Source organism: Mesorhizobium sp. M2A.F.Ca.ET.043.02.1.1 (assembly GCF_003952405.1).
In the GTDB taxonomy this organism is placed as follows: Bacteria; Pseudomonadota; Alphaproteobacteria; order Rhizobiales; family Rhizobiaceae; genus Mesorhizobium.
In genome coordinates, this window is the sequence record NZ_CP034445.1 from 5,980,389 (window position 1) to 6,006,890 (window position 26,502).

Sequence of the window (26,502 nt, forward strand, 5' to 3'; positions counted from 1 at the left end):
TGTGATCACACTAGTTGCAATGATTTATCAATGCAACTGAAAATTGCGTATGTGTTGACGCGAGTTGCTGCTTGCTGGCTCCTGCCTCGGCCTTGACCTAGCCCACACCCACGTTATCCTCGCGCAATGCCGAACGCCGCTCCCTCCGCCGCCGCGCCGCTCATCGTCATCGACCTGCAGACCGGCATGTTCGACGGTCGTTTCGACCCGCCGATCCATGACGCCGACGCCATCGCCGAGCGCTCGCGCACGCTGATCGACTGGGCGCGGCGCTCCGGCCGCAAGGTGGCGTTCATCCGCCATGACGGGCCGGAGGGCGATCCGCTCGCGCCGGGCGCCTCCGGCTGGCCGGTCTGGCCGCTGCTCGGCCAGGCGGCCGACGAGCCGACCTTCGGCAAGAAAATCGGCAACGCCTTCTCCAATCCCGAACTCGCCGAATGGGTGGCGGGGCAGGGCGCGAAGGATGTCGTGCTCATCGGCGCCCAGACCGATTTCTGCGTCGCCGCAACCGTCAAGGGCGCCTTGGCCGAGGGCTTGGCCGTCACCGTGGTCTCCGACGCGCATTCGACGCTGGATTCGCTCGAGGAGAAGGCGCCCGACATCATCGCCCGCCACAATGAGGCCTTTGCCGGCCAGGGCGCGCGCATGACGACGACGGCGGAGCTGGTTGCGGCTAATAACTAAGGCCGCGTTCCTTCGCGCCCCCCTCTGTCCTGCCGGACATCTCTCCCACAACAAGGGGGGAGATTGGCTGTCCTGGCGCCCTGTTTTGTTCTGCGGCGTCGGAAATTGGCGAAAGCCAAGGCGACGTCTGATCTCCCCCCCAAGTGGGGGAGATGTCCGGCAGGACAGAGAGGGGCGCTGTCCCGCCGACATTTGTCAGTGAAGCCTCGATCAGACGATCCAACCCAAGGAGCCTATCTTGCCCGCCCTCGCTCTTCCCGCCGAAGGAGGTTGCCGCTGCGGCCGCGTGCGCCTGAAAATTTCGGCAAAACCGCTGCTCACCATGGCCTGCCACTGCACCGGCTGCCAGCGTATGTCGTCCAGCGCCTATTCGCTGAGCGCGGCGATCCCCTCGGACGGTTTCGAGATGACGAAGGGCGAGCCGGTGATCGGCGACCTGCATGGCGCCTCAAAACACTATTTCTGCGGCTACTGCATGACCTGGATGTTCACGCGGCCGGAAGGGATCGACTGGTTCGTCAATCTGCGCCCGACCATGCTCGACGACCATGCCTGGTTCGCGCCCTTCATCGAGACCTGGACGGCCGAGAAACTGCCCTGGGCGGCGACACCGGCCGTGCACAGCTACGAAGCGCTGCCTGCCTTCGAGGAATATGAGGGGCTGGTCGCCGAATACGCCGGAGCGCAAAAGTAAAACGGCGACCCTGGGCAAGGTCGCCGTCGCATTCTGTTCATGGTCGACGCGTCCGTTGGGGGCGCATTGTTGGGGATGTGCTTGGGCGTCCGCGTCGACCACGGCGGCCTCATACCGCAGACTTCACCATGGCACATTTGCCGCTCGCTGAAACTTACGCGAAAGCGGTATATAACAGGCGTTGTACTTGGCTTCTTCCACAACGGGAGAAGGCAAGGGCGAAACACTTTCTATCCAATCCCGCATTGACCTTGGCCAGCCAAGCGACGACCACTGATGCGTTCACTTTCAATGGGATGCATCTTGAACCAGACTCATTTCCTCAACGCCAGGCTCGCCGACGGCACGGTCGTTGATCTCACTGTCGAGGGCGGCCGCTTCAGCGCTGTGGCGCCTGCGGCGAACACGACGCCGCCGACGGACGGCGCCGTCGACCTCGCCGGACAGCTCGTGCTGCCAGCCTTCGTCGAGGGCCACATCCATCTCGACACCTCCTTCTACGGCGACGCCTGGCGCCCGCACATTCCCTGCACCAACGGCTTCGACGTGCGCGAGCGCGTCGCTTTCCAGATGCGCAACCTCGAGCAGGCAACACCCATGGCGGAGCGCGCGAAGAACCAGCTCGAGCTTTGCGTCGGCCATGGCAGCCTCGCCATGCGCAGCCATGTCATGGTCGATGCCGCGGTCGGGCTGAAGCATGTCGAGACGATCCTCGCCGTGCGGGAGAAATATCGCGACCTGATCGACATCCAGCTTGTCGCCTTCCCGCAGAGCGGCATCCTGTCCTCGCCTGGCACGGCGGAACTGCTCGACGAGGCGCTCAAGCTCGGCTGCGACCTGATCGGCGGGCTTGATCCGGCGAGCTTCGACCGCGACGTGAAAGGGCACCTCGATGTGATGTTCGGCCTTGCCGAAAAACGCGGCGCCGGCATCGACATCCACCTGCATGACCGCGGCACGCTTGGCCTCTTCGAGATCGAGGAGATCGTCGCCCGTGCCACGGCGTCGGGCATGCAAGGCAAAGTCGCCGTCAGCCACGCCTATGCGCTGGGCGACATCTCCGCCGATGCGTTGGCCAGGGCTGGCGAGAGGATCGCCGCCGCCGGCGTCTCCATCATGACCAACGCGCCCGGCGACCATGCCTTTCCGCCGGTGGCCGCGCTTCGCAAGGCCGGCGTCACCGTGTTCGCCGGTTCCGACAACATCCGCGATTCCTGGTGGCCCTATGGTGATGGCGACATGCTGAACCGCGCCAATATGATCGGCTATCGCTCCAGCTTCTACGAGGATCGGGAGTTGGAAACAGCTTACGACGTTGTGAGCCATGCCGGCGCCAAGGCGCTGGGGCTGGAGGGCTACGGCATCGCCGTCGTCGCCAAAGCCGATTTTGTCGCGCTGAGGGCCGAGCATGTCCCGGAAGCGGTGGTGGCGGTGCCGAAGGATCGCACCGTCTATCGCGCGGGCAAGGAAGTGGCGCGGAATGGCAAGGTGACCGCGTAGCACAACCGGGCGTGCGCCCTGGGGCCGCATGCTCGATCCCCCGAATTAATTTGCACACATATGTTTCAGGCTGCTCCGGCTTCGTGAGGCATTTCACCGTTCGCGCGCAATCCACCGGTTACAGACGCATTGCAAAAGCGGCGCCGGGTGAAGAGGAGGCGCCGGTTTTGCGCCGCCTATTTATGGGAGCTTTCCATGTTCAAAAGTCTCAACCGGATTCGCGCCGCCTTCGCGCAGGCCAGCAAGCGCCGCCGCACGACGCGCGAGCTGAACGAGCTGCCGCCCGAGATCCGCAAGGATATCGGCTGGCCGCAGGCCGCGCAGGACGACGAGATTCGGTTGCCGTTCTGAGACGAGCGCCAAGGCGCCACGCAGTGCGCCGGCTTCTCGCGGCGCTTGTTGTCGACGGCGCCGGCTGGCCGCGTAAGGCGGTCCGTCCGGCGCCAGACGGGGGCGCCTTCAGCCTATATCTCCGCAACGACCGAGCGGACACCGGATCCGTCACGCCGAGATCGCTGCCCAGGTCTTCGAGCATATCGCGGAACGTGTCGAGAATGCCGATCATCATCGGGCGCGCCGCGGCGAGGCTGTCCATGTCGTTCCATTCGCCGACCATGCAGAAGGTGCGCTCGCCGGTCTTGATCAGGGCGCCCTTGCGAAAGCCCTTGGCGTTCAGCGAGACCTTTTCGTGTGCTTCGACGAAGGCCTTCTCCTTGCCCGGCTTGGTGCGAAAACGGACTACGTTATAGGCGGTCATGGCGTCCTCCCTTCGATGCGACATCAGCCCGCCGGCTTGTAGGCGCCGGCGGCCTTGTTGGCTGCCGCAATCACCGCCTTCATGTCGAGCTCTTCGAGAACGACGAGATCGCTCACCGAGCCACTCGCGCGCACGGCAAGCGTCATCCCCATCCCGGCAATCTGGTCCGGCACCTCGCCATTGACGATGACGTCATAAGCGGCGCGTGAACATCAGGCTGTTCATCTTCCCGCCCACGCTTTCAAACAGCGCCGCGATTGCAACTTCCCGGTTCGATCCTTGCATGAGCCCCTTGGCGGCATGGGGTTCGTAACTCGCCAGTATGGTAACCTTCATGGGATCCTCCTCCAGATATCACTGCCTCGGCCACCCAATGATGAGGGCAGCACGGACGTGCCTGTTTCTCCTTACATTTGACTGGTCTGTGGACCGCCTGGGCAACACGGCCGACGGCGGCTCAACCGCAGCGAGGCTCCGGCTTGGAGTATATGCACCTTTTCTAATATAACGGCAATCTGCCATCCGCCATCTGCCGGGAGCCGATGACCGAATTTTCCATTAGCATTTGCGGAAATCCGTGGGCCAAATGTCGCCTCGCCTATGCGCCATGACCGTTTTGTGTATTCACGCGGTCGATGTGGCCTGATAATAGGTCAACCAAGCTGACCTAAATAAGCACTTCGGGAGGTGCGCCTTGACCCTGATGAACCTTCTGGCCTCGCGCTCGTCGCGCATGAAAGCCTCGGAAATCCGCGAGCTGCTGAAGCTGCTCGACCAGCCCGACATCATCTCCTTCGCCGGCGGCATACCGGATCCGTCGCTGTTTCCCGCGCAGGCCATCGGCGACGCCTACCAGGCGGTGCTGGGCGGCAAGGAGGCGGGGACCGCGCTGCAATACCAGGTGAGCGAGGGCTATCTGCCGCTGCGCAAATGGCTGGCCGCCTATATGGGCAAGCTCGGCGTTCAATGCGACGAGGGCAACATCTTCATCACCTCCGGCTCGCAGCAGGCGCTCGACTATCTCGGCAAGCTGTTCCTGTCGCCGGGCGACACGGCCCTGGTCACCTGGCCGACCTATCTCGGCGCGCTGCAGGCCTTCAACGCCTACGAGCCGCGCTATGACCGGCTGAACACCGCCGGCGGCAACATGACGCCCGAGGCCTACCGCGCCGCCGCGGCGGTGAATGGCGGTAAGGTGAAATTCGCCTATCTGGTGCCGGATTTCGCCAACCCGACCGGCAACACGCTGGACGTCAAGCAGCGCGAGGCGGTGCTCGACCTCGCCGGCGAGCTCGACATCGCCGTCATCGAGGACGCCGCCTATCGCGCGTTGCGCTATGACGGCGTGGGCGTGCCGCCGATCCTGGCGCTCGACTGCGCCCGCTCCGGCGGCATCGATCATGCCCGCACGCTTTATTGCGGGTCCTTCTCGAAGATCCTGTCACCCGGCATGCGCGTCGGCTGGGTTTGCGCGCCGCGCCATGTCGTGGAGAAGCTGGTGCTGATGAAGCAGGCCTCCGACCTGCACAGCCCCTCGATCAACCAGATGGTCATGCATCGCGTCGCCGACACCATCTTCGACGCCCAGGTGGAAAAGCTGATCGACGCCTACCGCAAGCGGCGCGACGCGCTGCTCGGCGCGCTCGAGGCCAACATGCCCGACGGCATTGCCTGGAGCCGCCCGGAAGGCGGCATGTTCGTCTGGCTGACGCTGCCGGAAGGCGCCGACGCCACCGAGCTTCTGGCGCGTTCGGTCAAGGAGGCGCGCGTCGCTTTCGTGCCCGGCAACGCCTTCTATGCCGACGGCACCGGCCGCAACACGCTGCGCATGTCGTTCACCCTTGCCGACGACCGCGCGGTGAACGAAGGCGTGCCGCGGCTGGCGAAGCTGCTGCGGGGTTAGGCCTTCTATCACCGCCGCCTCGCGCAAGCGTGATTGGTAGTGCGCAGGCGTGATTGTCCGCGCAGCCCATTCCTCGGCTAGGGTCGCGGCCGATCCAACACCCCCTGGATCGACCCGACCCTGGGGTCCCACCTCCATGGTCCGTACGAAAGAGCCCCGACGGCCTCCACCGGCGGGGCTTTTTTCGTTGTCCGAGCAGGCCACCACGTCGGCTGCCCTTTTTCGGGCTGCTTTTGCGCTACGCTGGATTGTTCAGGGAGGATAGGATGAGTTTGCGCCTCGGCTTCACCATGCTTGCCCTCGTCGCCTTCGCCACCCAGGCCCAGGCCTTCGAGATCTCCAGCCCGTCGGTCTCCGACGGCAAATGGAATGCGAAATATCTCGGCGACAAGGCCGGCTGCGGCGGCAAGAGCGTCTCGATCGCGCTCGCCTGGAAGGATCCGCCGGCCGGCACCAAGAGCTATGCGCTGACCATGTTCGATACCGACGCCAATGGCGGCAAGGGTTTCTGGCACTGGCTGGCCTGGAACATCCCGGCCAGCGCCAAGGGCCTGGGTGAGGGCGCCGGCGCCGAGGGCGGCAAGCGCATGCCCAAGGGCTCGGTGCTGGGCAAGGGCGGCGTCGGCCGCGCAGGCTATTTCGGCCCATGCCCGCCGCCCGGCAGCGGCCAGCACCACTATGTCTTCACGCTCTACGCGCTTGGCGACAAGACGCTGCGCATACCGGACAATCCCTTGCCGGATATGGTCTCCGTCGCCGCCAAGAGTTCGGCGCTGGGCGAGGCGACGGTGACGTATACGTATGGGAGGTAGCTACAGTTGATCTCCCGGCGACCTTCGCCTTCGTCATCCTAGGGCGAAGCAAGGAGCGAAGCGACGCGCGCAGACCCTAGGATCCATGCCGTTACGCTAAGGCGTTGAAACGGCTAAGAATTCTGCTCCGTTGCGCCCTTCGGCGCGCGTCACGGCATGGATCCTCGGGTCAAGCCCGAGGATGACGAATGTCGGCGGTTACTCCGCCGCTTCCAACTTGTCCTGCGTCTTCGTCTCGAAGTCGCTGGCGTCGTGGCGCTCGCGCAGCTGGAAGGACGGATCGCCGGACATGCGGTTGACCATGCGGCCGCGCGTCACGGCCGGCCGCGCGTCGATCGCGTCGGCCCAGCGCTGCACGTTCTTGTATTCATGCACCGACAGGAACTGCGCGGCATCATTGTAGCTGCGGCCCTTGGCGAGCCCGCCATACCATGGCCACACCGCCATGTCGGCGATCGTGTAGTCCGGGCCTGCGAGATATTCGCTCTCCGCCAGCCGGCGGTCGAGCACGTCCATCTGCCGCTTGGTCTCCATGGCGAAGCGGTCGATGGCGTATTCGATCTTTTGCGGCGCATAGGCGTAGAAATGGCCGAAGCCGCCGCCGAGATAGGGCGCCGAACCCATCTGCCAGAACAGCCAGGAGAAGGTTTCCGCGCGCGCCGCGCGCTCGGTGGGCAGGAATTCGCCGAACTTTTCCGCGAGATAGGTGAGGATCGAGCCGGACTCGAACACACGCACCGGCTTCGGCTCGCTGTGGTCCATGAGCGCCGGGATCTTCGAGTTTGGATTGACCTGGACGAAGCCGCTGCCGAACTGGTCGCCGTCGCCGATCTTGATCAGCCAGGCATCGTATTCCGCGCCGGTGTGGCCAAGCGCCAGAAGCTCCTCGAGCATGATCGTCACCTTCTGGCCGTTGGGCGTGGCCAGCGAGTAGAGCTGCAACGGGTGCTTGCCGACCGGCAGCTCCTTCTCATGCGTGGGACCGGCGATCGGCCGGTTGATCGAAGCGAACTGGCCGCCATTGGGCTTGTTCCAGGTCCAGACTTTCGGCGGGATATATTGGTCCATGTCGGGAGGCCTTGTGTTTCGCGCAGGGCGGAGCGTTTCGTGAAGGGCGGGAAATCTGCCACGATGCCGATAGACTTAGGTGCGGTTGCGCGCGCGTCAAAGAAAAAAGTTCAACCTTCGTTGAACTAGCGCTTGTGCCAGCCCCGCAACGGGAAAATCCACCCTTGCGCCGCGCTCCTTCGGCCATACTTATAGAACAAAACCCGCAACGCAGGATGGATCGATGACCGTCGAGAAAATTTCGCGCTCCGTCGTTGCCGTGCGCGCCACGGTTCCGGACGACGCTTTCACCGCCAATGCGCTGGGCACGCGCCGCGAGGGCAGCGGCGTGGTGATCCGCGACAATGGCCTTGTGCTTACGATAGGCTACCTCATCACCGAGGCCGAGGAAGTGTGGCTGACCGACCAGGATGGCCGCGTGGTCGCCGCGCATGCGCTGGCCTACGACCAGGAGACCGGCTTCGGCCTCGTGCAGGCGCTGTCGCCGCTCAACCTTCCGGCTGTCCAGTTCGGCGATGCCAGGAAGGCCAATATCGGTGACGCGGTGACGCTTGCCGACGGCATCGGCCAGCAGGTCGACGCCCACATCGTCACCAAGCAGGAATTCGCCGGCTATTGGGAATATCTGATCGACGAGGCGATCTTCATCGCGCCCGCGCATCCGTCCTGGGGCGGGGCGGCGCTGTTCGACCGCGACGGCAAGCTGCTCGGCATCGGCTCGCTGCGGCTGCAGATGAGCCGCGCCGGCGAGGTGGCCGACATCAACATGGTGGTGCCCATCGATCTTCTGACGCCGATCCTCGATGATCTCATCAAGCGCGGCCAGGCGGCGAAAGCGCCGCGTCCGTGGCTCGGCGCCTTCTCGGCAGAGTCGAACGGCATGGTGGTGGTGATGAGCGTCGCCGAAGGCGGCCCGGCAGCCAAGGCGGGCCTGCGCCAGGGCGACATCATCTCCGACGTGCGCGACGGTGAGGTGGACGGCCTGGCCGATTTCTACAGGAAACTCTGGCAGAATCCGGCCGGCTCGGAAATCCCGCTGCGCGTCGTGCGCGACGGCCGCGAGACCTGGCTGCGCGTCAAATCCGCCGACCGCAATTCCTTCCTTAAGAAGCCGCAACTGCAGTAGCGCCGGATGCATCCAAGGCTGCTGAAAACCTTTCTGGCGGTCGCGCGGACGGGCAACGTCACGCGCGCCGCGCAGGAGGTCAATCTCGCCCAGTCGAGCGTCAGCGATCAGATCCAGGCGCTGGAAACCGAGCTTGGAGCCGGCCTGTTCACCCGCTCGCGGCAGGGGCTCACCCTGACGCCGGCGGGCGAGGCCCTGAAACCCTATGCCGAGGACCTGCTGGCGCTTGCCGACGCCGCCCGCGCCGCCGTCGATGCCACCAAAGCCGACATGGCAGGCAGCCTGTCGATCGGCGCGCTGGAGACGATCGCCTCGGCAAGGCTGGCTCCATGGCTCGCCCGTTTCCGTGCCGCCCATGCCGGCATCGACATCAAGCTCCGGATCGCCGGCAGCGGCGACTTGCTGCGCAGGCTCAGCGATGGCGAGATCGATGTCGCCTTCTGCTTCGAGCGGCCGCCTGAGCTCGATACCAGCGCATCCGACCAGCGCCTTGCCAGGCGCGTGGTGGCGGTCGAGCCGCTGGCGCTGATCGCGCCGCCTGGCGACAACCATGTGGATGTCGACCTGGCGACGCTGGCCGAGAAGCATTTCGTTGCCACCGAGACCGGCTGCGTCTACCGCGCCATGGTCGACAAGGCGTTCGGCGAAGCGGGGCTTGGCAAGCCAAGGCTGGCCGCCGAAGCCGGCAGCATCGACGCCATCGCCGGACTGGTGGCGGCCGGCGCCGGCTTTGGCCTCGTGCCGCGGCTGGCGGTCGCCGCCGCGATCGATCGCGGCGAGGTGGCCGAGCTTGCCTGGCCCGGCCCGGTCCGTTCCGCCGACATCGTGATGGTCTGGCGTCGCCGCCGCGTCCTGCCGCCGTCGCTGAAGGCGCTGTTCGAGCAATTCCAGGAAAAGTGTGCAACGGTTTTCCGTCCGGAATTGCGCAAAAACAAATAGCCGCTGCAGGAGAGGGCTTCGCGCCGGTCACACCAGCCGGTGGCCGCCCTCGACATGCAGCGTCTCTCCCGTCGTGAAGCCGTTGCCGATCAGGAAGCGGATTGCATCGGCGATGTCTTCCGGCTTTCCGACGCGTCCGGCGGGTAACCGCTCAGCCATCGCGGCCAGAGTCTCGCCCTTCCGGTCGCCGGCGACGAACTCCCAAATCGGCGTGTCGACCCAGCCCGGCGAGACGGCGTTGACGCGGATCGGCGCCAGCTCGACCGCCAAGGCTCGCACCAGCCCCTCCAGCGCCGCATTGACGGCGGCGACCACCGAGCCGCGCGCTGCCGGCCGGTAGGCCGCGATACCGGTGACGAAGGTGAGCGAGCCTGTCGGCGGCAGCTTCGGCGCCCCACGCTTTGCGAGCAGCAGCGGCCCGTAAAACTTGCTCTCCACCACTCGCTGCGCGGCCGAAAGCTCGATGTCGGGCAACAGCCGGTAGGCGCCTTCGATCGCGGCCGCGGTGCTGACGATATGATCGAGCCGGCCGATGCGCTCGAACAGCGCCGCGACCTCATCCTCGCGGCTGACGTCGACCACCGCCGTTTCGAGCGCTCCCGGCCGGCCGAGCCCATCCCGCGCAGCATCCAGCTTCGCTTCGCCACGCCCGGCGATGATGACGTGCGCGCCTTCCTGGAGGCAGCGCCTGGCGAGCGCCAGCCCCATGCCCGAACTGCCGCCGACGATCAGGATCTTTTCCATGTCCATGCCTTTCCTTTGCATGGACGGTCATGTGGCAGGCCAACCCGCGAAGCGGAAACGGAAGAAGCCGATAGTGGTATCGGAAGGCCCGATGATGGATCGGCCGCCCAGGCTCGCCGGCAAAGTCAGGCGGCCTTGTGGAACTCCATGTCAAAGCGCAGCGGATGGCCGAGCGCCTTGAACGCCTCCTCGAGCGAGTCGAGCCGTGAATTGTGGTCGAGCCGGAACAGCCGATCGACATGCTCCCGTTGGCATTTCAGCTCGCGCATCAGATCGGCCCGACTCCAGCCCTTTTCCCTCAAGGCCATGTAGAGAGCCGATTTCAGGAAGACGAGCGCCGGGACTTCCACAAACCATCCCTTGCCCTTGGTTTCCTTGAGCGGGAAGGGGATATCATCCCCATGCGCAATTCGGGCGGCGATGGCTTCCTCGATGGCATTGCGTCCATTGCGGCAGGCTTCCTCTTTTGTGCCGCCATACGAGACCACCTCGTCGAATTGAGGCGCCGTAACCAGCCAGGTATCGTTGTCGTCGGGCGTGAGAGCGACTTCATACCACATACACGGTCTCCTCTATTTCAGGCCCAGATCCTTCTTGATCTTCTCGACCAGACGCGTTCCAAGCTCCTTGCCGCCGCCATGCATCGGCAGCTGCGAGACCTTGTCTTTAAAACGAACAGTCAGGTGACCGCTCCCACCGCGGTGGGTTTCAAAAGGTGCATCCCTGCTTGGCGAGCCAGCGCCGGAATTCGCTTGCGTTCATAAAAGATAGCGTATTCCACACATCTGTGGAAGTCAACAGAAGTGTGGGGTTGTTCAAGTCGTTGGAGAATTAGGAGAAATTGTCTTGGGTTAGCGCATCAATTCGAAAAGAGGAATCCGCCAGACCAGCCTAACGCCTGTTGACGGAAACTGGCACCAGCTCTCGCTACAATCGCCGAGGAATCGTCGACACTGCTGGCGGCGAAAAACGAGGTGACAATGGCCCCGATCAAGGTCGATCCGGACAAGGTCCGGGAATTCCCCGATGCGCAAAGCTTCCATGCCTGGCTGGCCGACAACCACGCCTCTGAAAGCGAGGTCTGGATCAAGATCCACAAGGTCGGCTCGGGCCTCGCCTCGATCACGCCGAAGGAGGCGGTCGACGTCGTGCTCTGCTTCGGCTGGATCGACGCGGTGCGCAAGTCGCTCGACGACAAGAGCTTCCTGCAGCGCTACACGCCGCGCGGTAAAAAGAGCATCTGGAGCAAGATCAACATCGACAATGTCGCGCGCCTGGTCGAGGCGGGCCGCATGACCGAGCACGGCCTGCGCGAGGTCGAGGCTGCCAAGGCCGACGGCCGCTGGGACCGTGCCTATGCCGGCTCGAAGGAGATGATGCAGGCCGCGATCGATGCCGAGCCGAAGGCGAAAGCGATGCTGGAAAAGCTCTCGGCGCAAAACCGCTTCGCGCTCGCCTTCCGCACCAACAACATGAAGACCGAGGCGGGGCGCAAGAAGAAGATCGCCGATCTGGTGGCCATGCTGAAGCGCGGCGACACCATCCATCCGCAGAAGAAGTAAGGCATGATCCCGAAAAGTGGTTGCCGGTTTTCGGAGAAGATCATGCCTCACTAAGGCAACCAAAAAACGCCGCCCGGAAGGGAGGGCGGCGTTTTCGGGAAGCGACGATCCTGAACCCTTTGGAAGCGGTCCGGGATCATCCGGTCATGAAGTTCGAAACGCCTCTGGCCTTACGCGGCCTTCTTCGCAGCATGCTTCTTCGCATGGTGCTTGCGCACATGGTGCTTCTTCACGGGATGCTTCTTGGCATGATGCTTCGCGTGCTTCTTCACGTGATGATGCTTACGGGCGTGGTGACGGTGATGCTTGCGGTGATGCTTCTTGTGCGGGCCATTGCTGGCCGGCTTGGCGGCGGTCGCTGCCGGCTTCGCAGCTTCGGTGGTCGCGGCCGGAGCAGTGGTCGTGGTCGTCGCGGCGGCGTTGGCTTCGGTGGTGCCCAGCGATGGCACCGCGAAAGCGAGCGCGACGGCAAGGCCGAGTGCGGAAAGAAGGGTCTTTTTCATAATCGGCAATCCTTGGTTAAGATCGATGTCTGTTGTCGCGCGCCGCAATCGCTCGGCTGCTCCGGTGCCGTTTATGACAGCGGGTTTTTTCGCTAGTTTTTCCGGATTGTTGAATCTTGTTTCCGGATTGTGTCCGGCATTTCCCCGCCCGTGGAACGGGGGCTGCCTGCTGGTGAAAACCCGACGCGAAACGCGCCTTCCGACCGACCCAGGCGGACTATCGGACTCGACGATGGCGTCCGAGCCGCTGCTGGGCTAATGTCGCCGGAACGAGGCCAAAACGGTGTCCGGCTGACAGACCTGTTATTAACACCAGCGTCTGGCGCCACTTAGTACTGGAAGATCAGTTCCGATGCCTACGTTGCTGTCACTGCCCGACGACATATCGATCAAATCGGCGCTCGGGGAATCTGTCCTTGAAGCCGCTCGCCGGGCAGATGTCCCGATCGCCTGCGCTTGCGGCGGCAAGGCCAAGTGCTCGACCTGCCGGATTTGGATCCTCGACGGCGCGGACCGCTGCCCGGAGCGCACCGCGCCGGAGCGCGCCCTCGTGGAGCGGTTGGGGCTTGGCAACAACGTACGCCTGGCATGCCAGCTCAGACCTGACTCCGACATCACCTTCCGCAGGCTCGTACTCGACGAGACCGACCTGCGAATGACCAGTCAGTTGCTCCCGCACAGGTCCACCAGTGCGGGCGAGCTGAAGTCGGTCGTCATTTTCTTCAGCGACGTCGCCGGGTTCACCCATTTCTCCGAAACTTTGACGCCCTACGACGTCATGTACCTGCTCAATCGGTATTTCACTCAGGTCGCTGAAGTCATCGAGCTCAACGACGGCTACATCGACAAGTTCGTCGGCGACGGGCTTATGGCGATATTCGGCGTGCAGGGCCAGGACGATGCACCGGTGCGCGCCGTCAATGCGGCCCTGCAGACCCTTGCCACGGTCGATCGGCTGAAGCCCTTTTTTGCCTCGATGTATGGCATCGAGTTCGATATTCGCGTGGGCTTGCATCTGGGCGAAGCGGTGATTGGCTCGGTCGGATCGCCCGGCAACGAGCGCCTGACGGCTATCGGCGATGCGGTCAATGTGGCGAGCCGGGTGGAAGCGGCCAACAAGGAGGCCGGAACCCGCCTCCTGATTACCGAGACGCTCTATGAACAGGTCAAGGGTGAGGTTGAAATATCCGATTTCATTCGAGTGCGTTTGCGCGGTACCTCCGACCGAATTACGCTGTACGAGATAAAGAAGCTGAAGGTTGAAGCCGAGCGCCGGCTGAACGAAAAAGGCGCGCGGGAGACTATGCAGCTGGGCGGCAAGACCTGGCATCGGACGGTTGCCACGAGCGAACTGAAGGATGGCGACCACAAAGTCATCGAGTTCCAGGCGCTCTATGCCGTGATTTTGCGCAGGGGCGGGCGCGTCTATGCCTTTAACAATGCCTGCCCGCATTTGAAGTTGCCATTCTTCGAGACTGGCTTGCGGGCCAACGGCCACGCAGGACGGGCGAGCATTTTCGGCGAGGACGGCACTCTGGTGTGTCGCTGGCATCACAGCGGATTCGATCTGGATACAGGCGAAATCGTAAGGTGGTGCGAGGCGCTCAATGAGGACGGAACTTCGGCCGGCATGGAGATTCTCGGCGATATTTCAAAGAACCGGGCTCCGCTGCACCTCTTTCCGTGCCGCGAGGAGGATGGCTACATCTGGATCGGTTTCGATTGAGCGTACCGCCAGGTCATCCCAAACGCCCGCCAATCTGCTGTCGGTCCGGCCAGTAAAGTCCTCCAGCCGAGTTGGGACCATTCGGCCCTAGAGCAATTCCAGGAAAAGTCCGTAGCGGTTTTCCGTCCGGAATTGCGCAGAAACAAAGACCGCGCCCGTTCATGAACTGCATTGCGCAATGAGCGCCAATTCGGCGCTTTAATCGGTCGGCGTGATCGATGCCATCTTGGCTGTCGGTAAGAGGAAATTGAAGGAACAGCAGCAATGACCAACACCAAGAATTCCGGCAAGGTGGCCCTGGTCACCGGCGGCAACCGTGGCATCGGCCTGGAAACGGCCCGCCAGCTCGCGGAACTCGGCTTCACAGTGCTCATCGGCGTGCGTGATCTCGCCAAGGGCGAGGCGGCGGCCAGGAAGCTCGGCGGCAAGGTCGAGGCCATCGAGTTGGATGTCGCCGCGCCTGAAGCGGCCGTGAGCGCCGCGGCAGAGGTCGAGCGCCGCTTCGGCCAGCTCGACGTTTTGGTGAACAACGCCGCGATCCATTACGACCCGTCGGCGCAGGCGCTCCAGCCCGACTGGACAGTGATCCGCGAGGCTTTCGAGACCAATGTCTTCGGCGCCTGGCGTGTCGCAGCCGCCTTTGCGCCGCTGCTCAGCGCCTCCGGCCATGGCCGGCTGGTCAATGTTTCGTCGGAAGGAGGCTCGCTTGCTTCGATGGGCGCCGGCGCGCCGGCCTATTCTACCAGCAAGGCGACGCTCAACGCGCTGACCCGCATCGTGGCGGCCGAATTGCGCGGCTCGGGCGTGCTCGTCAATGCGATCTGTCCAGGCTGGGTCGCGACCGACATGGGCGGACCGGGCGGACGCCCGGTGGCGCAAGGCGCTGCCGGCATCGTCTGGGCCGCGACCTTGCCCGACGACGGCCCGACCGGCGGCTTCTTTCGCGATGGCAAGCGCTTGCCGTGGTGAATTGTCGGCTTTCGGCTCCACACCGGCACCTCCACGCCCGCACCCTGCAACCGAAGCGAAATACCCCCAAAAATAGTCAAGTTGGCGGTGTCGAGCCCTCCGAAACGAACATCCGGCGACATCCAATCGAAACAAACTTCAATCACTTAGCCAATGAAAGCGTCCAGAATCGCGCCCGAATCAGGCCCGCGGACAGAGTTCAGTGCCTCGCAGGAAGACTAGCATGCTGCTTCTCAACCAACGCCCAGAACACAACCAGCCGTTGGTTGCCGCCGATGCCGAGTCGCTCGGCAGGGCGGGAGGAGAGCGGGCCGAGCGTTACCTCAAGGCGCGCCAAAGCGATGCCGAAACACCGCTGCATGCCTTGCCGGCATTGGCCGGCGAGCTCGGCATCGCCGCGCTTCATGTCAAGGATGAGGGCCAGCGTCTTGGCCTTGGCTCCTTCAAGGCGCTGGGCGGGGCCTATGCCGTCATGCGGCTGGTGCTGGAGGAGGCCGGCAAGTGGCTCGGGCGAGACGTCGACATCGGCGAGATAAACGACGCCCGGGTGCGCCAGATCGCCTCCGGCATGATCTTCGTCTGCGCCACCGACGGCAACCATGGCCGCTCGGTCGCGCAGGGCGCCAGCCTCGTCGGCGCGCGGTCGGTGATCTTCGTCCATGCCGGCGTAAGCCGCGAGCGGGTCGCGGCCATCGCCCGCTTCGGCGCCGAGATCGTTGAGGTCGAGGGCGGCTATGACCATGCGGTGCGCGAGGTCGCGCGCGTCGGCGCCGAGCGCGGCTGGAAGATCGTCTCCAACACTTCCTGGCTCGGCTATGAGCGCGTCCCCGGCCTGGTCATGCAGGGCTATACGGTGATCGTGCGCGAGACGCTGCGGCGTCTGCCCGAGCCGCCAACGCATGTCTTCCTGCAGGCCGGCGTCGGCGGCTTCGCGGCCGCGATCGCCGGCCATATGGCGGTCCTGCTCGGCTCCAGGCGGCCGAAGGCCGTGGTGGTGGAGCCGGAGCGCTCGGCTTGCGTCTACGCTTCGGCTGAGGCCGGACGTCCGGCAACGATCGCAAATCAGGAGCCGACCGTGATGACGATGCTCGAATGCGCCGAGCCGTCCCTGGTCGCCTGGCGCGTGCTGGCGCGCGTCGGCGATGCCTTCATGACGGTGGACGAAGACGATGCGGTCGCGGTGATGAAGCGGCTGGCGCGGCCGCTCGGCAACGACCCGGCCATTATCTCCGGCGAGAGCGGCGGGGCAGGCCTCGCCGGGCTGGTCCGCGCCGCGGGCGACAGGCGCATGCGCGCCGCGCTTGGCCTCGACAGGCGTTCGCGCGTGCTCGTCATCAACTCGGAGGGCGCGACCGACCATGGCCGCTTTGCCGAGCTGGTCGGGATGGCGCCCGAAGAGGTGTTCCTGCAGACTGCCTGAGAGCAGTCTGCCGGCTTTCGTGGCTCGGAAAGCCAATACGCTGCGCGGACCGCTCCTCAACCCCTACAAGGGGGAGATCAAGCAGTTCCACCCCCGGTAACTCTTTCTTCTCTGCTTTCATGCAAGACTGCAGAGACCGGGTGGCACGAACCAAAGTATGGCGGACGACAATAAACGCAACGGCAAGTTCTGGGCGCAGGCGCTTGACCGCGCTCATCTGGGCCTTTGGGACTGGAATCTGTCGGCCGGCGATTGCTACTATTCACCGACTTGGTCGAAGATGCTGGGCTATGAGCCGGGCGAGCTCGCCAACACGCCCGATCTCTGGCTGAAGCTTACCCATCCCGACGACCGCCAGCGCGCGCAGGAAAGCGGCGACCGGCACATTGCGGGTCTCGTCGATTCCATTGAGACCGAGCTGCGCCTGCGCCACAAGAACGGCCACTGGGTCTGGGTTCTCGACCGTGGCGGCATTGTCGAGCGCGACGCCGACGGCAAGCCGCTTCGGCTGATGGGCGTGCAGACCGACATCACCCGCCAGAAGGAAGCCGAGGCGGCGCTCGAGCAGGTCAACGTCCGCTTCCGCCTCGCGCTTGCAGCCAGCGGTACCGGCATCTGGCATCACGATATCGGCACAAGGAAAACCTTCTGGGACGCGCGCACCCGTGAGATATTCGGCCTCGCTGCCGACAAGGACGAGGTGTCGGCCGAGCTCTGGCACACCTATCTTCATCCGGACGATAAGGAAGCCACTGAGCGCGCCCGTCAGATCGTGCCGGGCTCCAACGATGTCGTGGCCTCGCAATACCGCATCATCCGGCGTGACGGCGAGGTCCGTCATCTCGAAACGCTGGTGCGCTTCGTCGCCGATGTCGGCTCGGCCGGGCAGATCTTGGGCACCGTGCGCGACATCACCGAGGAGAAGATGCGCGCCGAGGGACTTGCCTTCGCCGCGCGCCACGATGCCCTGACCGGTCTGCTCAACCGTTCCGCCTTCGACCGGCTGCTCGCCGAGAACATCGCCATGGTCGAGCGCCTGCCGCTGGCGGTGTTTTACGTCGACCTCGACTACTTCAAGGCGCTCAACGACTATGCCGGTCATGCCGCTGGCGACCTGGCGCTGAAGAGCGTCGCGGCGGGCATCCTCGCCAGCCTGCCCGCGTCGGCCCATGCGGCGCGTCTCGGCGGCGATGAATTCGCGCTGATGGTGCCGAACTGCAATGACGCTTGCGCCGAGCACATCGCCCGCGGCGTGCTCGCCGCGGTGCGCGATGCCGATCTCGGCTCGGCGGTCACCTCGCGCAGGCTTGCTGCCAGCATCGGGATCGCCTTCGTGCGCGACCGCAACATGAGCGTGGCCGATGCGCTCGCCTGCGCCGACGACGCCTGCTACGCCGCCAAGGCCGGCGGGCGCGACCGCTTTGCCGTGTTCTCGCCCGACACGACGTCCGGCGCCGGCGGGCTCAACGCCGCCCGGCTGGCGGCCGACCTTGTCGACGCGATGGAGGATGGCCGGCTGAAGCTGTTCGGCCAGCAGATCCATCGGCTCGGCCGGCCATGGGAGGACAGCCGCCATGTCGAGGTGCTGGCCAGGCTCGAGGCCCGCACCGGCACGATGATCCCGCCCGGCGACTTCATGCCGGTCGCCGAACGTTTCGGCCTTGCCGCGCGGCTCGACCGCTGGATCATCCGCACCGCGCTGACGCGCCACGGCGAGGCGATGCGCGCGGGCGCCATCGCGCTCGACTTCAACCTGTCGGCACAGACGCTTTCCGATCCGCAGCTATGGGATTTCGTCGACGAGGCCATCGCCGAGAGCGGGGCGCCTCCGTCGGCCATCGGCTTCGAGATCACCGAGACCGCCGCCGTCACCAATTTCGACGCGGCGGCCGAGTTCGTGCGCAAGGCGAGGTTCCGCCACTGTCGCGTCAGCCTTGACGATTTCGGCGCCGGCATGAGCTCGTTCGAATATCTCAGGCGCTTCCCCATCGATGCCATCAAGATCGATGGTTCCTTCATCGAGCACATCGCCGACAGCCGCTTCGACCGCGAGATCGTCTTGGCGATCACCGGCATCGCCCGCTCGATGGGCGCCGCCGTGGTGGCCGAAAAGGTCGAGGAAAAGAACGCGCTGGAGATCCTCATGGGCATGGGCGTCGCTTATGGCCAGGGTTATTTCCTGCACCGGCCCGAACCGCTGGCGGCGATCGTGGCAAGAGCCGCCGGCGGCTCGATGTCACCGGAACTGCCGCATGCCAGGTTGGGTTGAAAATAAGCAGTTGCTAAAATTGGTTGAGCCAAACCAGGGAGATAGCGCGGTTCATCGTTAAAAGGTGAACCATCGTTCTATCGAACTCTTAGGACAACCGGGTTATTTCCTGTGAAACGCTTCGCTCGGGACATGACGTCTTGGCTTGACTGTCCGGCGTCCGGTCCATGACGGACGGGCGCGTGCGAGACCCGGCAATGTCCTCGACGCTCAGCACCGCGCTTGTGATCCTGCAGCCGCAGCGCCTGCCGCCAGCGGCCAGACCCGCCGCGAGCATCGACAGCGTCTCCGGCCCGGCGGCTTCGCCGGTCATGCAGCCCGCGACCTCGGCATCCAAGTTCAGCCTCGACAGCCTCAACATCACGGCGACGAAAGTCCGGCTGATGCAGCAGGCGGGCAAGGAATTCGCCGTCGACCAGACCGACTACGAGTCCGTGTCTTCCTACGGTTCGGCGATCAAGAACGCCGTCGAAGCGTTGAAAGGGCAATCTCCGTCGGCGGTCGCCAAGATCGAAAGGCAGCTTGGCCTGGACCAGCTTGGCGTTTCGCTGGATACGCTGGTCAACGCGATCGTCCGGCCGCAAGGCCGCGACAACGACAGGCTGGATGCAGCGATGAAGCAGCATGCAAGCCGGGAGGGCGACCAGCCGGACGAACTCGGGCTCTACAGCCTCTGAGGCCGGTTATCCGATCAGCCACCGCAACGCGCCCGCCGACGCCACCCCGATCACCACTGTGGCCAGCATCGACAGCCTCGTCGCGGCAAGCAGGGTGATGGCTAAAGCCGCGAGGTCGGCGGGGTCCCTCGAGACGAAATCCGGCGCGATCACCGCGATCAGCACGCAGCCGGGCGCGGCTTCCATCACCGCCGTGGCGCGCGGGCTGAGCGCGCGGTTCTTCAGCACAACATAGCCGCCGACGCGGGTGAGATACGTCACGCCGGCCATCGCCAGGATGGCAAGCACTGTCATCGGGTCGATCATGTTTCACCTGCCAGGAACCACGCGGCCACCAGGCCGGACAGCGCGCCGGCCGCCACATACCAGGCGCCGGGCAGGACGAGATAGGTGAGCGCCGCCACCACGAGGCTGACCAGCCAGGGCCGCGCCGCGGCAAAGCCTTTCCACATGCCCCGCAGCAGCACCAGGAAGACGGCCGGGAAGGCCATCGCGAAGCCGTATTTTTCGACGTCGCCGAGCACGGGCCCAAGTGCCGCGCCGCAAGTCGTGAAGGCCACCCAGGCGAGGTAGACGGACAAGCCGGCGCCGAGATAGAAGGGCAGGCTGAAGGCCGGCCGCGTGCCGGCCGCGGCACGGCGTTGTGCATCCGCAAGGCCCACCGCCCAGCTCTCGTCGCACATCAAAAACAGCGCCGGAAAAACCTGGCGCTTCGGCAGGTGCCTGATGAAAGGCGCAAGCGCTGCGCCCATCAGGAAATGCCGGCTGTTGACCAAAAGCGTGATGGCGGCGATCAGGAGGACATGCGGCGGCGAGGTCCAGAGCTGGATCGCGGCGAATTCCGATCCGCCGGCGAAGTTGAGCCCGGTCATCAGCGGCACCTCGAGCACGCTGAGGCCCCTCTGCGCGGCCTGCGCGCCGAGCACCAGCGCATAGGGAATGACGCCGAGCAGCACCGGCGTCGCGGCAGCGAGCCCGCGCCGGAACTCGGCGCCGCGCCTGTTGGCGGCCTTGCCCTCGGCGACGGCGATCTCGGAAACGCTCATGGCTTTGCTTTCGGCTGGCCTTGCGGCCATCCGTTCTCCCGTTCGGTTGTGGGGTTGTGTCGGTCCCGGACCATAGCCGAAACGCGCGGCAATCGGGTTGCGAAAATGCGCCATTTCTGCCAAAATTCGGCATTAGATATCACGTTTGCATGAAGAATTGGAATCTGGAGCCATGAAGCTCGATGAGATCGACAGGCGCATCCTGCGCGCCCTGCAGCGCGACGGGCGCATAGCCAACAACGACCTTGCCAAGCAAGTCGGTCTCTCGCCGTCGCCTTGCCTGCGGCGCGTGAAACTGCTCGAAGAGGCGGGCGTCATCGACCGCTATGTCGCGGTGCTCAACCCGGCCAAGATCGGCCGCGGCCAGACCTTCTTCACCCGCATCTGGCTGAAGCAGCAGGACGAGGACACGATCGAGCATTTCGCCGCCGAAGTGGCGAAATTCCCCGAGGTGATCGAGTGCTATCTGATGATGGGCGATTGCGACGCCCTGGTACGGATCGTCGCGGCCGGCATCGACGACTACCGCCGCTTCCAGTCGGAACATCTGAGCCGCATCAAGGGTGTGCAGAACGTCAAGACGGACGTGCCCAGCCAGACGATCAAGCAGACCTCGGAGATGCCGCTGTAGCGCTTCTTCCCTTCTCCCCGTTCAACGGGGAGAAGGTGCCCGAAGGGCGGATGAGGGGCGGCGCGGCGTTCGGCATTCTGAGAGCCGGCGCCAGCGCAACGACGACAAACTCGCGGAGTCGGTTCTGCCCCTCATTGCCCTGCCGGGCATTTCTCCCCGTATAGTGACGGGGAGAAAGGGACGGCGCCGGCGTTTTCGCCAATCGCCGGCGCCGTCGATCCAAACGTCCTCAATGATGCGCGTGGTGCTCCGCATTGCGCTTGCGCGTCGCGGCAGCCTTCTTGGCCGAAGCCGACCTGTCCGCCGCGGAGCGCTCGCCGGAGGCCTTGCCGCCCATCCTGCCGCCCTTATGCGCGGCCGGATGGCCGGTTTGCTTGCCGCGTCCCGATCCGCCTTCCTTCTTGCCGCCGCCATCGTCCTTGTTGACGGTCGCCCAGGCGCGCCGCTCGGCTTCCTTCTCCGAGACGCCGCGCTTCTCGTAGCCTTCGGCGATATGGTCGGCCTTGCGTTCCTGCTTGTCGGTGTATTTTGATTTGTCGCCACGTGGCATTGTCTTGCTCCTTGTTGCGCTGAGTGAATTCGGAAGGGATCAATCGCCCTTCTTCTTGGCGACGTCGCCAAGGTCGGACCGCTCCGGGTCCCTGTTGTTCTCGCCGGCGGCATCGCGGTTCTCGTCGGGATCGTCCTCCGGCGGCAGGTAGCCGCGCGGCCTGTTGGCCTTCGGGCCTTCCCAGCGCGGCCATTGATCGGACGTTCCGGCTGGTCCCTTCTTCGGTGAATTGCTCATCCTTGCCTCGCTTTCCGGAAGGCGTTCAGCCTTCCGCCTTCATGGTTCGTGCGATCTCGAGCAGTTTGGCGCGGTCGTGTCCGTGCTCGCGGATCAACTCGCGCGCCTGCTTCGGCGAAAGGTCGGTGTTCTCGGCCAGGAACCGCACGTCGGGATCGTCGCCGCCCTTGGTCGGCAGCGTGCCGCCGATTGGCGCGTTCGCGCAGCCCGGCCGGTGCGGTATGTTGTCGTTTGCCTGCGTCATTGCGCGTCTCCTTCGCTTCGGCGCCGTGTCAGTCCGCCGCCTCTGACTGCTTGCGGCGTGCTTCCTTCTTGCGGCGCAGCACTTCGTCGGTCCCGACGATGTCCTTGGAGCCGCCGGTGATCGCGGTGGAAACCACGGCCGGCGGATCGCTGGCCGGAAAGCTGTCCTCGAGGCCAGACTGCAACTGCTCTTCCAGTGTGTCCGGATCCTCCGAGCGGCCTTCCGTGCGGCGCTCGTCGATTGGTTCCAGGTCCTGCTTGGCGTCGGGATGCTCACGTGCGTTGCGCAGTGTCGACACAACGAGCTCGACCGCGAACTCCTTCATGGCCTCGGCATCGGGAGCGGCGACGTCTGTCTCCTCGACCAGTCGCACCAGCGACTGTTCGATCTTGTCCAATTCACGCACCCCCTGGCAGCGCGCCAGTTTTTGCGCCAGGGCATGGATCAGCAGGGGACCGAAGGTCGAATAGGCCTGCATGCGGGTCTCATCGACGCGTTCGGGGTGAAGGGAATGCAAGGACATTGGTGCCTCCGTTGAACATCCTGCGGCGACGGCAGCCTGCTACGGCGGCCGCTCCTAAGGTCAACTGGAGGACGGGGAAGATGTTCCATCCCGGGATCGATCGCGCCGGGCAAATTAGATGGCGCCCGCGTCCGCGGACGCCATCTTGAATTCAGCGCTGGCCGCCCTTGCGACCTGCTTCCGAGGCGCGCTGACGGTCTTCGGCAAAGTTACCGCTGCCGCCCCTGTGCTGGCCCGCGCTCCGCTGACCCATATTGCGGTCCTCGGCCTGCTGCTGTCCGCCGCCGCGACGCTGATCGTCGCGGTTCTTGTGGCTCTGCTGGCCGGCCTTGACGTGCTGTTCGTGGGTTCCGCCTTGATTGGGCATATCCAATTCTCCGTTGGTTCGGATGTTTCTTCAGGGGGTGAAATCAAGGACGCGTTCGGCATCCTTGAGTAGGGGGAACAAGCGCCGGCAACCGATGTTCCGCCCGAAATATTTCGTGACTCCGCCCGACTGAAGTCCGACCCGGCAAGCGCATTGGACTGGCTTGTGCAACCAATGGGCTTTCTGCGAATTGGTGAGCGGCCGACGAGAAAACCCCTTCATCGCCGGCCGTACTGGTTCCCGCCGATCGCCCCCCGCGCAAGTCGGCGGGCACCAATATCCACGAACAAGAAGGCCGCGTAGCCGGCCCCGGAGCGAGACGACGTTTTGACCTATATCTCTACAAAGCCCGCCCGGCAGGATGCCGAAACCCTGCCTGCCAACGACAATCAACCTGCCGCGCCTTTCGATCTTTCATTCCTCGACACCATCAATGATGAGGCTGAGATAGCCGACATCGCCAGGCGCGCGGAGCGTCTGGGCCATGCCGCGCTTATCGCAATGGCGATCGGCTTGGCTGCAGTGCCGTTGCTTTACCTGATGCTTGCGTGAGCCGACCCGTCAGGCGCCTGGCTGGCCCGCGCCAACGCCCACAGGGCTATCTTCCGGAGAAGAATGCATCGAGCGTGGCTGCCGTTTCGATCGGCGACTCCTCCGGAAAGAAATGACCGCCGGGCAAGGCGCCGCCGCTGACGTCGTCGGCCCAGTTTCGCCACAGCGCTTCAGGGCCGCCTTGCTCGACGTACCATTCGGCCAGCGCGCCATGCTCGCTCCATAGGGCCAGCAGCGGGCAGGCGATCCGCCGGCCGGTCTTCCGGTCGGCATGGTCGTGCTCGCGGTCGAGGGATGCCGCCGCGCGATATTCTTCGCAAATGGCATGGATGTGCGCCGGGTCGCGCAGCGCGTCGACATAGAGTTGCCGCACCCCGGGCGGGAACGCGTCGGACGACGATCCCCAGCCGGAAAGCGCATTGTCGACGATGGCATCGGCGGCGGCCGCGAGCATCGTCTCCGGTAGCGGCTCAGGTTGCGCCAGCAACGACCACGGCCAGTAGCCGAGGGCCAGTTTTGCGTCGGCGCGGTCCCAGGCATCGGCGGTGGGAATGATGTCGAGCACAGCGAGCCTCTCGACGCGTTCCGGATGGTCGAGCGCCAGCCGGTAGGCGACACGCCCGCCGCGATCGTGACCGGCAACCATGAAGCGCCGGAAACCCAATTTCTCCATCAGCGCGACCATGTCGGCGGCCATGGCGCGCTTGGCATAGGGCGCATGATCGGCGGCCGATGGCGGGCAGGAGCTTTGCCCATAGCCGCGCAAATCGGCGCAGACGACCGTGAAATCCCGCGCCAGGATTGGGGCGACCTCGCGCCACATCGCATGCGTCTGCGGAAAGCCGTGCAGCAGAAGCAGGCCGGGGCCGGCGCCGGCGCGGCGGGCGAAGATCCTGGCCTCACCTGCGTCGATCTCACGGCTGTCGAAATCGTCGAACATGCTTGCCTCCGGTATCTCAACCGGCGCCGGCCGATCTCACGTCCAGGCCGAATCCAGCGTCAGCGACGCTTCGAAGATCTGGTCACGCTTTTCGTCGAGCACCTTAACCGTGATGGTCAAATGCCTGCCGCCCGGCATCTCGTCGCGGGCGACGTCATGCAGGATGCGCAGCGCCTCCATGCCGGCGCGCTCGCGGCTGGCGAAGAGCTGTCCCTCGGTATCTTCCTGGCTGTGCTCGGTGTTGTAAAGGTCGAAATAGAAGCGTTGCATCGGTACGTCGGTCCCAATCCGACGGTCAATTCGCGGGCGCGATCATGGTTCCAAACATCTGATCCAGAGGGAGAATTGGCTATGCGCCGGCTTTCGGCGCGGCACCGCTCGCAACCAGCGTCGGCCTGCGGCGTTAGGGGTGGCGAACGGAGGCAGCCGGATGCTGGAATCACTCTATCTCAATCTCGGCCAGCATGACGCTCTCTCGGACGAAGAGAAAGCGTTGCTCACATCGACCTTGTCGATCGAGAAATATTTCGGCGTGGGAGAGGATATCGTTGTCGAAGGAAGCAGGCCGACCTACAGCACCCTGATCATCGACGGGCTCGCCGCCCGCTACAAGGTTCTGGAGGACGGCGGCCGCCAGTTCACCTCGCTGCAGGTCGCGGGCGATTTCGTGGACCTGCATGCCTTCCTGCTGAAGACGATGGATCACGGCATCGTCGCGCTGTCGCCCTGTCATGTGGCGGCGGCCGAGCACAGCAAGCTCAAGACGATCACCGAGCAGGCGCCGCATCTCACCCGATTGCTCTGGCTGGACACGCTTGTCGATGGCGCCATCCATCGCGAATGGATCGTGGCCATGGGGCGCCGCTCCAAGCTGTCCCATCTCGCGCATCTCATATGCGAGCTGTTCGTCAGGCTTCAGGTGGTGAAGAAGACGCGTGACATGAGCTTCCACCTGCCGCTGTCGCAGGCTCAACTCGCCGACGTGCTGGGCTTGTCCGTCGTCCATATGAACAGGGTGATCGGAACCCTGCGACGCATGAACGTCATCAGCTGGACCAACCATATGATCACGATCCTCGACTGGGAGCGGCTGGTCACGATCGCCGAATTCGATCCGACCTATCTCAGCATGTCGCGCGAGCCGAGATAGGGCGGCCGGGATGGAGCGGCCTCCTAAAGCGCGTCGCGATCTTTCAGATTCGCTCCATGCGCTTTAGGTTTTTGATTTTACGCATGTCTTTATCCCGAAACCGGTTCCCACTTTCGAGAGACATGCTTTAGCTTGGCGGAACCTTGGAGCGCGACCACAACTCGTCCAGCATGGTGAGCGCGGCGCTCGGCGCGGCCTCCTTCAGCAGCCCCTGCTGCGCGGCGGCCTTCTTGAAGGCGGCAAAGGCGACGGCCGGCCGGCAGGTGCCCGCGATCGCATCGTCTACCAGCCGCGCCGCCTTGAGATAGTCCGGCGCTTCCTTGTTCTTCCAGGTCCCGGCGAGCGCCTTCTTGGCCTCGGCCACCGTGGTGACCACCATCGTGCCGCCGCTGACGAAGCGGATGGTGAGGGGGAGGAAACGGCTCATCGGGTCCTCACCATCCGAGCCATTCGCGCGTGCGCAAGGCAAGGCCGGCAAAGGGCGCCGCGGTGATCATGGCGGCGGCGAGGGTGAGAAGAGGGCTGTTTATAGGCAAGGATTTCATGGTGCACCACAAGATTGGGGATGGGCCTAAACGAGGATGTCGCCGGTCGGTTGCATCCGGCCGGCAAGTCGGCGCGACAAGCTCGAGGTTACATGTTGCTGGCGGGCCGGATCGGCGGCGCCGGCCGGTGCGGCGGCCGCGGGCGCGGCCTCAGCGGCACATCGGCGAGCGAAGCGCGGATCACCCTCGCGGGTGGTGGCGGCATGGCGCCGCGCCGGCGCCGCAAAGCGGCCGACAGGCTGCCGATGAAGGTTCGAACGTCCATGGGACTCCTCCTCGAGAGTCCCCCATTGACGAAGGGTTATCACCCCGGACCGGCCAGCCGCATTTAACTTTGATGTATCCGCGGCATCCCGGCGGGGGA

34 protein-coding genes are annotated in these 26,502 nt (G+C 64.6%); 17 read left to right on the top strand and 17 right to left on the bottom strand.

Annotated elements, in window-relative coordinates:
* Positions 1-126: 126 nt before the first annotated feature.
* The 4 genes from EJ068_RS28680 (at position 127) to EJ068_RS33935 (ending at position 3,229) form a co-directional block, all read left to right on the top strand.
* The gene (locus tag EJ068_RS28680; RefSeq protein WP_128315038.1) at positions 127-684 is read left to right on the top strand and encodes an isochorismatase family protein; all 558 of its coding nucleotides are present in this window, start codon (positions 127-129) and stop codon (positions 682-684) included.
* Positions 685-922: 238 nt separating this feature from the next.
* Positions 923-1,378: a GFA family protein gene (locus EJ068_RS28690; protein WP_127253385.1), complete on the top strand. Its 456-nt coding sequence runs from the start codon at positions 923-925 to the stop codon at positions 1,376-1,378.
* 291 nt (positions 1,379-1,669) lie between these two features.
* Positions 1,670-2,878: an amidohydrolase family protein gene (locus tag EJ068_RS28695; protein WP_129555043.1), complete on the top strand. Its 1,209-nt coding sequence runs from the start codon at positions 1,670-1,672 to the stop codon at positions 2,876-2,878.
* A 195-nt stretch (positions 2,879-3,073) separates the two neighbouring features.
* On the top strand, positions 3,074-3,229 hold the full coding sequence (locus tag EJ068_RS33935; RefSeq protein ID WP_126083291.1) for a DUF1127 domain-containing protein: 156 nt from the start codon (positions 3,074-3,076) through the stop codon (positions 3,227-3,229).
* Between the two features lie 429 nt (positions 3,230-3,658).
* Here the strand turns inward: EJ068_RS33935 and EJ068_RS33535 are convergent, their stop codons facing one another.
* Positions 3,659-3,808 (bottom strand): hypothetical protein, encoded by a 150-nt coding sequence (locus EJ068_RS33535; protein WP_245463265.1) that lies wholly within the window; start codon positions 3,806-3,808, stop codon positions 3,659-3,661.
* Between the two features lie 19 nt (positions 3,809-3,827).
* Positions 3,828-3,971 (bottom strand): hypothetical protein, encoded by a 144-nt coding sequence (locus EJ068_RS33540; protein WP_245463266.1) that lies wholly within the window; start codon positions 3,969-3,971, stop codon positions 3,828-3,830.
* Between the two features lie 367 nt (positions 3,972-4,338).
* Between EJ068_RS33540 and EJ068_RS28715 the strand changes: the two genes are divergently transcribed.
* Entirely contained in the window at positions 4,339-5,538 is a 1,200-nt protein-coding gene (locus tag EJ068_RS28715) for a PLP-dependent aminotransferase family protein (protein WP_189342056.1), read from the top strand.
* A gap of 266 nt (positions 5,539-5,804) precedes the next feature.
* On the top strand, positions 5,805-6,350 hold the full coding sequence (locus EJ068_RS28720; protein WP_127253823.1) for a YbhB/YbcL family Raf kinase inhibitor-like protein: 546 nt from the start codon (positions 5,805-5,807) through the stop codon (positions 6,348-6,350).
* A 198-nt stretch (positions 6,351-6,548) separates the two neighbouring features.
* Here the strand turns inward: EJ068_RS28720 and yghU are convergent, their stop codons facing one another.
* Positions 6,549-7,418 carry a glutathione-dependent disulfide-bond oxidoreductase gene (gene yghU, locus EJ068_RS28725; RefSeq protein ID WP_127253824.1) on the bottom strand — a complete coding sequence of 290 codons (870 nt, stop codon included), beginning with the start codon at positions 7,416-7,418 and terminating at the stop codon, positions 6,549-6,551.
* Between the two features lie 223 nt (positions 7,419-7,641).
* Between yghU and EJ068_RS28730 the strand changes: the two genes are divergently transcribed.
* Both EJ068_RS28730 and EJ068_RS28735 read left to right on the top strand, forming a co-directional pair.
* Positions 7,642-8,544: a S1C family serine protease gene (locus tag EJ068_RS28730; protein WP_126061437.1), complete on the top strand. Its 903-nt coding sequence runs from the start codon at positions 7,642-7,644 to the stop codon at positions 8,542-8,544.
* A gap of 6 nt (positions 8,545-8,550) precedes the next feature.
* Entirely contained in the window at positions 8,551-9,483 is a 933-nt protein-coding gene (locus EJ068_RS28735; protein ID WP_126083284.1) for a LysR family transcriptional regulator, read from the top strand.
* Positions 9,484-9,510: 27 nt separating this feature from the next.
* On the opposite strand, the gene EJ068_RS28740 is transcribed toward EJ068_RS28735, so the two are convergent.
* Positions 9,511-10,248, bottom strand: coding sequence for an SDR family oxidoreductase (locus tag EJ068_RS28740; protein WP_126083283.1), 738 nt, complete (start codon positions 10,246-10,248; stop codon positions 9,511-9,513).
* 104 nt (positions 10,249-10,352) lie between these two features.
* Positions 10,353-10,787: a type II toxin-antitoxin system HicB family antitoxin gene (locus tag EJ068_RS28745; protein WP_126083282.1), complete on the bottom strand. Its 435-nt coding sequence runs from the start codon at positions 10,785-10,787 to the stop codon at positions 10,353-10,355.
* 420 nt (positions 10,788-11,207) lie between these two features.
* On the opposite strand from EJ068_RS28745, the gene EJ068_RS28755 reads away from it, so the two are divergent.
* Positions 11,208-11,789 (top strand): YdeI/OmpD-associated family protein, encoded by a 582-nt coding sequence (locus EJ068_RS28755; RefSeq protein ID WP_126083281.1) that lies wholly within the window; start codon positions 11,208-11,210, stop codon positions 11,787-11,789.
* 170 nt (positions 11,790-11,959) lie between these two features.
* Here EJ068_RS28755 and EJ068_RS28760 read toward each other — a convergent pair whose 3' ends face one another.
* Positions 11,960-12,292 (bottom strand): hypothetical protein, encoded by a 333-nt coding sequence (locus EJ068_RS28760; RefSeq protein ID WP_126083280.1) that lies wholly within the window; start codon positions 12,290-12,292, stop codon positions 11,960-11,962.
* 352 nt (positions 12,293-12,644) lie between these two features.
* Between EJ068_RS28760 and EJ068_RS28765 the strand changes: the two genes are divergently transcribed.
* From EJ068_RS28765 to EJ068_RS28785, 5 genes are all read left to right on the top strand, one after another.
* Entirely contained in the window at positions 12,645-14,018 is a 1,374-nt protein-coding gene (locus tag EJ068_RS28765) for an adenylate/guanylate cyclase domain-containing protein (RefSeq protein WP_126083279.1), read from the top strand.
* A gap of 264 nt (positions 14,019-14,282) precedes the next feature.
* Positions 14,283-14,987 (top strand): SDR family NAD(P)-dependent oxidoreductase, encoded by a 705-nt coding sequence (locus EJ068_RS28770; RefSeq protein WP_126083278.1) that lies wholly within the window; start codon positions 14,283-14,285, stop codon positions 14,985-14,987.
* A 223-nt stretch (positions 14,988-15,210) separates the two neighbouring features.
* Positions 15,211-16,407 (top strand): diaminopropionate ammonia-lyase, encoded by a 1,197-nt coding sequence (locus EJ068_RS28775; protein WP_126083277.1) that lies wholly within the window; start codon positions 15,211-15,213, stop codon positions 16,405-16,407.
* A gap of 157 nt (positions 16,408-16,564) precedes the next feature.
* Positions 16,565-18,676 (top strand): EAL domain-containing protein, encoded by a 2,112-nt coding sequence (locus EJ068_RS28780; RefSeq protein WP_129554945.1) that lies wholly within the window; start codon positions 16,565-16,567, stop codon positions 18,674-18,676.
* 167 nt (positions 18,677-18,843) lie between these two features.
* Positions 18,844-19,353, top strand: a complete 510-nt coding sequence (locus tag EJ068_RS28785; protein ID WP_127253509.1) for a hypothetical protein — start codon at positions 18,844-18,846, stop codon at positions 19,351-19,353.
* Positions 19,354-19,359: 6 nt separating this feature from the next.
* On the opposite strand, the gene EJ068_RS28790 is transcribed toward EJ068_RS28785, so the two are convergent.
* Complete coding sequence (locus EJ068_RS28790) at positions 19,360-19,659, bottom strand: AzlD family protein (RefSeq protein WP_127253508.1); 300 nt, start codon at positions 19,657-19,659, stop codon at positions 19,360-19,362.
* Complete coding sequence (locus EJ068_RS28795) at positions 19,656-20,399, bottom strand: AzlC family ABC transporter permease (RefSeq protein WP_127253511.1); 744 nt, start codon at positions 20,397-20,399, stop codon at positions 19,656-19,658. The genes EJ068_RS28790 and EJ068_RS28795 overlap by 4 nt, the downstream gene beginning before the upstream one ends.
* A gap of 172 nt (positions 20,400-20,571) precedes the next feature.
* Here EJ068_RS28795 and EJ068_RS28800 point away from each other — a divergent pair, with 172 nt between their 5' ends.
* The gene (locus EJ068_RS28800; protein ID WP_127253507.1) at positions 20,572-21,030 is read left to right on the top strand and encodes an Lrp/AsnC family transcriptional regulator; all 459 of its coding nucleotides are present in this window, start codon (positions 20,572-20,574) and stop codon (positions 21,028-21,030) included.
* A 229-nt stretch (positions 21,031-21,259) separates the two neighbouring features.
* Here EJ068_RS28800 and EJ068_RS28805 read toward each other — a convergent pair whose 3' ends face one another.
* The 5 genes from EJ068_RS28805 to EJ068_RS28825 all read right to left on the bottom strand — a co-directional run bounded on the left by EJ068_RS28805 (position 21,260) and on the right by EJ068_RS28825 (position 22,837).
* A complete protein-coding gene (locus tag EJ068_RS28805) occupies positions 21,260-21,580 on the bottom strand; it encodes a plasmid stabilization protein (protein WP_127253506.1) in 321 nt (106 codons plus the stop codon).
* Between the two features lie 39 nt (positions 21,581-21,619).
* On the bottom strand, positions 21,620-21,817 hold the full coding sequence (locus EJ068_RS28810) for a hypothetical protein (protein WP_127253505.1): 198 nt from the start codon (positions 21,815-21,817) through the stop codon (positions 21,620-21,622).
* Between the two features lie 25 nt (positions 21,818-21,842).
* Complete coding sequence (locus EJ068_RS28815; RefSeq protein WP_127253504.1) at positions 21,843-22,061, bottom strand: hypothetical protein; 219 nt, start codon at positions 22,059-22,061, stop codon at positions 21,843-21,845.
* Between the two features lie 28 nt (positions 22,062-22,089).
* On the bottom strand, positions 22,090-22,584 hold the full coding sequence (locus EJ068_RS28820; RefSeq protein ID WP_127253503.1) for a hypothetical protein: 495 nt from the start codon (positions 22,582-22,584) through the stop codon (positions 22,090-22,092).
* Between the two features lie 151 nt (positions 22,585-22,735).
* Positions 22,736-22,837, bottom strand: coding sequence for a KGG domain-containing protein (locus EJ068_RS28825; protein WP_082056318.1), 102 nt, complete (start codon positions 22,835-22,837; stop codon positions 22,736-22,738).
* A 441-nt stretch (positions 22,838-23,278) separates the two neighbouring features.
* Here EJ068_RS28825 and EJ068_RS28830 point away from each other — a divergent pair, with 441 nt between their 5' ends.
* Positions 23,279-23,503 carry a hypothetical protein gene (locus EJ068_RS28830; RefSeq protein WP_127253502.1) on the top strand — a complete coding sequence of 75 codons (225 nt, stop codon included), beginning with the start codon at positions 23,279-23,281 and terminating at the stop codon, positions 23,501-23,503.
* A 46-nt stretch (positions 23,504-23,549) separates the two neighbouring features.
* Here EJ068_RS28830 and EJ068_RS28835 read toward each other — a convergent pair whose 3' ends face one another.
* Together EJ068_RS28835 and EJ068_RS28840 are read right to left on the bottom strand one after the other, a co-directional pair.
* Positions 23,550-24,443, bottom strand: a complete 894-nt coding sequence (locus EJ068_RS28835) for an alpha/beta hydrolase (RefSeq protein ID WP_127386165.1) — start codon at positions 24,441-24,443, stop codon at positions 23,550-23,552.
* Between the two features lie 36 nt (positions 24,444-24,479).
* Positions 24,480-24,713, bottom strand: a complete 234-nt coding sequence (locus EJ068_RS28840) for a hypothetical protein (RefSeq protein WP_126083264.1) — start codon at positions 24,711-24,713, stop codon at positions 24,480-24,482.
* Positions 24,714-24,873: 160 nt separating this feature from the next.
* Between EJ068_RS28840 and EJ068_RS28845 the strand changes: the two genes are divergently transcribed.
* Complete coding sequence (locus tag EJ068_RS28845; protein WP_127253929.1) at positions 24,874-25,593, top strand: Crp/Fnr family transcriptional regulator; 720 nt, start codon at positions 24,874-24,876, stop codon at positions 25,591-25,593.
* A gap of 127 nt (positions 25,594-25,720) precedes the next feature.
* Here EJ068_RS28845 and EJ068_RS28850 read toward each other — a convergent pair whose 3' ends face one another.
* Positions 25,721-26,020: a DUF982 domain-containing protein gene (locus EJ068_RS28850; protein ID WP_042642795.1), complete on the bottom strand. Its 300-nt coding sequence runs from the start codon at positions 26,018-26,020 to the stop codon at positions 25,721-25,723.
* A 206-nt stretch (positions 26,021-26,226) separates the two neighbouring features.
* On the bottom strand, positions 26,227-26,403 hold the full coding sequence (locus tag EJ068_RS32865; protein ID WP_189342252.1) for a hypothetical protein: 177 nt from the start codon (positions 26,401-26,403) through the stop codon (positions 26,227-26,229).
* Between the last annotated feature and the right edge of the window lie 99 nt (positions 26,404-26,502).